Raw genomic sequence first — 3,960 nt, forward strand, 5'->3', positions numbered from 1 at the left:
AAGTAAAAGTTACGCCTCACCACGGCGGCCAAGGGTATGTAACTCCTATTGATAGTATTGGTTACAAAGCAGCAAATAAAGCTTATACCGAAACTTTTGGTGTGCCTGCAATTCCTGTACGTTCAGGCGGAAGCATTCCTATTGTAGCACTATTTGAAAAAGAATTAAAAAGCAAAACAATATTAATGGGTTTTGGCTTAGATAGCGACGCTATTCATTCGCCAAATGAACACTTTGGAATTTTTAATTATTTAAAAGGAATCGAAACAATACCACTGTTTTATAAATATTTTGTAGAAATGAGTCAATCATCATAAGCAAAAAAGGAAGTTCAAACGAACTTCCTTTTTATTTGTACCGCGGGTGGGAATTAACAGTTCTTAATCAGTTATTTTCTGAATTACTTTAAAATTGTTGCAACTCTTTTGTTTTTAATGCCTAACAAATTTTAAGACAAACTTTTTTATTAACTGAAATTAAGCCTAATTAAAATTAATTAAGTATATTTCGGCAAAATTTCGGCAAGAAATGAACTTGAAATATTTTATTGTTAAGGGTAAAAAAAAGTATTGCAGTATTTATGTTCGTTTTTGGGATAGTAAGCGACTAGACCAGAAAACACGAACAGGAATAAGTACACTTATATCGGACTGGTCGGAATCAAAACAAAGAATAAAAGTACGAGTAAATTCTTTAAATACTGATGAGTTAAATAAAAAACTTGACGATTTAGAACGATTTATTTACGATAGTTACAATTTTGACTATAACAATAAAGCTTTCATTTCAAAGGATTGGTTAAAAGTAAAAGTCGAATCTTTTTTTGGTCGAGTTTCAGACGACGAACTCTATAAGGCGTATTTTATTGATTGGGTTGAGAGATTTGTTGCAACAGCTCATAAAAGACTTAATAATGGAAAGCCAATTACTGCAAATACAATAAAAAATTATACTTCTACACTCACGAAATTGAAAGATTTTGAGGAAAGTCAAAATACAAAATATCGTTTTGAAGATATTGATTTGAATTTTCATAGAGATTTTATTTTTTTCTGCCGTGAAAAATATGGTCTAAATAATAATTCAATAGGTTCTTTAATTAATAGAATAAAAACATTCTGTCGAAATATTGAATTTGACGGTTATCAAATCAATCCAAAATATAAGCATCAGGAGTTTTCAATTCCTAAAAATGAAACTTTTGATATTTACTTAAATGAAAATGAAATCAAACAAATTTTTGAGTATGATTTTAGTTGCAGCGAAAAATTAGACAATACTAGAGATTTATTCGTAATTGGTTTAGTTACTGGGTTAAGGGTTTCTGATTTTTTAAAGATTACTAAAGACAATATTCTTGGAAATGTAATAAACATTACAACAACAAAAACCAATCAAAACTTAACAATACCCATTCACCCTTTTTTTAGTGAAACATTAAAAAAAAGAAATGGAGATTTTCCAAGAAAAATATCAGACCAAAAGTTTAATAAATACATAAAAGAAGTTACAAAAGAAGTTGGTTTGAAAGAAAAAGTATTCGGTTCAAAACGTGATGAAGAAAGTAAAACAAAAGCTGAGGGTTATTTTGAAAAATGGGAATTAGTTACTTCCCATACTTGTAGGCGTTCTTTTGCAACAAATTTATATTTAGCTGGAATAGATGTTGCAATTATCCGTAAAGCAACAGGACACACGTCGGAAAAGACATTTATAAACTACGTTAAGGCTAGTAACGATGAACATATAAAGAAAATCAGTGATTATTGGAAAAATAAATCATAGTATGGATAATAAGTTGACAAATAAAGAATTTTTTAAAAACTCATTTTATTCAAGACAATTTAGAGAGTTTTACCATAGCAAAGAAAGGACTTTAAGTGATGATGATTTTGAAATTTGTAAACAAATTGCAGAAGAAGTGAATTGGGTAATTGAAAGCGAATTTAAAGAAGATTTTCAGCTATTTGGGCTAAATACCCTTTTGTTTAAATTGAGTAAATTTACTTCTAAAGAAGATAAAGAAACTTTTTTAAAAGGAAGATATAAGAAATTGTGGAAAAAATTAGATAATTCAGAATGTGAATACAGTTTGCTGTTTATGAATAAAGCAGTAGGTTCACAACTTCATAACTGGGTAGATTTTCTATCTGAAATGATAGATGTTGAAAAAGAACTATTTAAAGACTTTATTTCGGGTAAAGAAATAAACGACTTAAATATAGAAGATATAGATGAGTTTGTTACTTTTTCAAGAAAGTATTACCCTATAAGATTGGAAATTGAATTTATAGAGAGCATTTTAAAAAACAAAAATGTTATAGAAGATTTCGACAACAAGGATATTAAGGCTTTTTACTTTTATAAAAATCCACCATTAAAAGATAAAACAAAAAAAAATAAAAATCTTGATACCTCTAAAAAAATTCTGTTACTTGAAAAAATATTGTATGATGAAAAATGGAAAAATTATTCATCAACAAAAAAAGGAGAAATACTAACTTATCTGATAGACGTTCATAAAGATACTATTAAAAACAATTATTTAGAACTTGATAGATCAGCTGGAAAAAAAAGAAAAAAAGAAAAAACAAAAGCAGATAACGATTACATAGACGAATTATATAAAAACATTTTAGGGTAGGTTTTAGGATACCCTAAAATATTATAGCAGATTAACCCACCTTAAGTTTGTCATATCAATTCAAAAAACGAATAGTTATGACAAAACAAATTCTTCAAATCGAAACAGCTTCAGCACAAGAATTTAAAAACGAAATTCTAAAAGGAATAAATGAAGCTTTCAAAAAAGTTGCAAAAGAGTTGCAACAAAATGACAAAGATAAATTATTAAGTAGGGAAGAAACTGCAAAACTTCTCTCTGTTAGTTTAGTAACCTTATGGGATTGGACTAAAAAAGACATCATTCCTGCTTACAGGATAGGTTATAAGGTTAGATACAAAAAAGGCGAGGTTCTACAAGCCTTAAAAAAAATGAATAATTTTAATAAATCTACAAAATAAAAACCAATTGCAATGACCGTTGCAATTGGCTATAATTTTCTACTATTATGATAAAGAGTAACTTAAACAAAGATACACTTTTAAATTATATTTCGCCTATTGAAATAACTTTAAAAGCATTGAAATTAAATGATTTACCTAAAAGTAACATATCAAGTCCTTTTACTGAAGATAAAAATCCCTCATTCCAAGTTTTTAAAAACGGTAGTTTCAAATGTTATAGTTCCGAAAAAAGTGGAGATTGCTTTCAACTTGTTGCAGAACTTAACAGTTTAGACTGTAAAAAAGATTTTAATAAGGTTCTTGAAATTGTTGCAACAGAAAACAATTTATGGTTGCAATTAGGCGTTGAAACAAGTAAAACCCTTGTAAAACCTAATAAAAGCGTAGTAAAGAAAGGTTCAAAACAAATTGCAACAACAAGTACAATAGAACCACAACAATTCAAATTTAACAGCATTAAAAAAATAAATTTTGAAGAAAGACATTTGCTTTTTTGGGAAAAATATGGTGTAACTATTGAAACTTTAAAAAAATATAAGGTTTCAGCCGTACAATCATATTCCTTTTTTAGTGAGCGAAAAAATAAAGATTGCATATTTAACTTTAAAGTAAATGAAATTGCTTTTTGTTATGAGGTAAATGGACGGAATGAGATTTATATTCCAAAACAGAAAGAAAGAAATAAATTTTATCAAAACGGGTTAATTCAAGATGATATTTTTGGGTTGCAACAATTAAATAAAAAGGTTGAAAATATTATTATTTGTGCAGGAAAAAAAGATGCTTTGGTTTTAAATGCAAACGGGTTTAGTGCAGTTTCTTTTAGAAGCGAGAATCAACATTTAAAGAAAGAACTTATAGAAACGTTGCAACAACATTGTAGCGAACTATTTATTTGCTACGATAACGATAACGCTGGTTTAAGTGCAGTAA

At 27.9% G+C, this 3,960-nt stretch carries 5 protein-coding genes; all 5 read left to right on the forward strand.

Features of this window, described 5'->3' with window-relative positions; genetic code table 11:
* Window positions 1-317 (forward strand): M20/M25/M40 family metallo-hydrolase (locus tag R2808_RS11360; RefSeq protein WP_371271126.1); only part of this gene is annotated, 317 nt, incomplete at its 5' end.
* A gap of 211 nt (window positions 318-528) precedes the next feature.
* On the forward strand, window positions 529-1,785 hold the full coding sequence (locus tag R2808_RS11365) for a tyrosine-type recombinase/integrase (RefSeq protein WP_371271127.1): 1,257 nt from the start codon (window positions 529-531) through the stop codon (window positions 1,783-1,785).
* A complete protein-coding gene (locus tag R2808_RS11370; protein ID WP_371271128.1) occupies window positions 1,760-2,644 on the forward strand; it encodes a hypothetical protein in 885 nt (294 codons plus the stop codon). The genes R2808_RS11365 and R2808_RS11370 overlap by 26 nt, the downstream gene beginning before the upstream one ends.
* A gap of 77 nt (window positions 2,645-2,721) precedes the next feature.
* A complete protein-coding gene (locus R2808_RS11375) occupies window positions 2,722-3,024 on the forward strand; it encodes a helix-turn-helix domain-containing protein (protein ID WP_371271129.1) in 303 nt (100 codons plus the stop codon).
* A 47-nt stretch (window positions 3,025-3,071) separates the two neighbouring features.
* Window positions 3,072-3,960: CHC2 zinc finger domain-containing protein (locus tag R2808_RS11380; protein WP_371271130.1), on the forward strand; the 889-nt coding region annotated here is incomplete at its 3' end.

It is taken from the genome of Flavobacterium sp. (assembly GCF_041392005.1).
In the GTDB taxonomy this organism is placed as follows: Bacteria; Bacteroidota; Bacteroidia; order Flavobacteriales; family Flavobacteriaceae; genus Flavobacterium.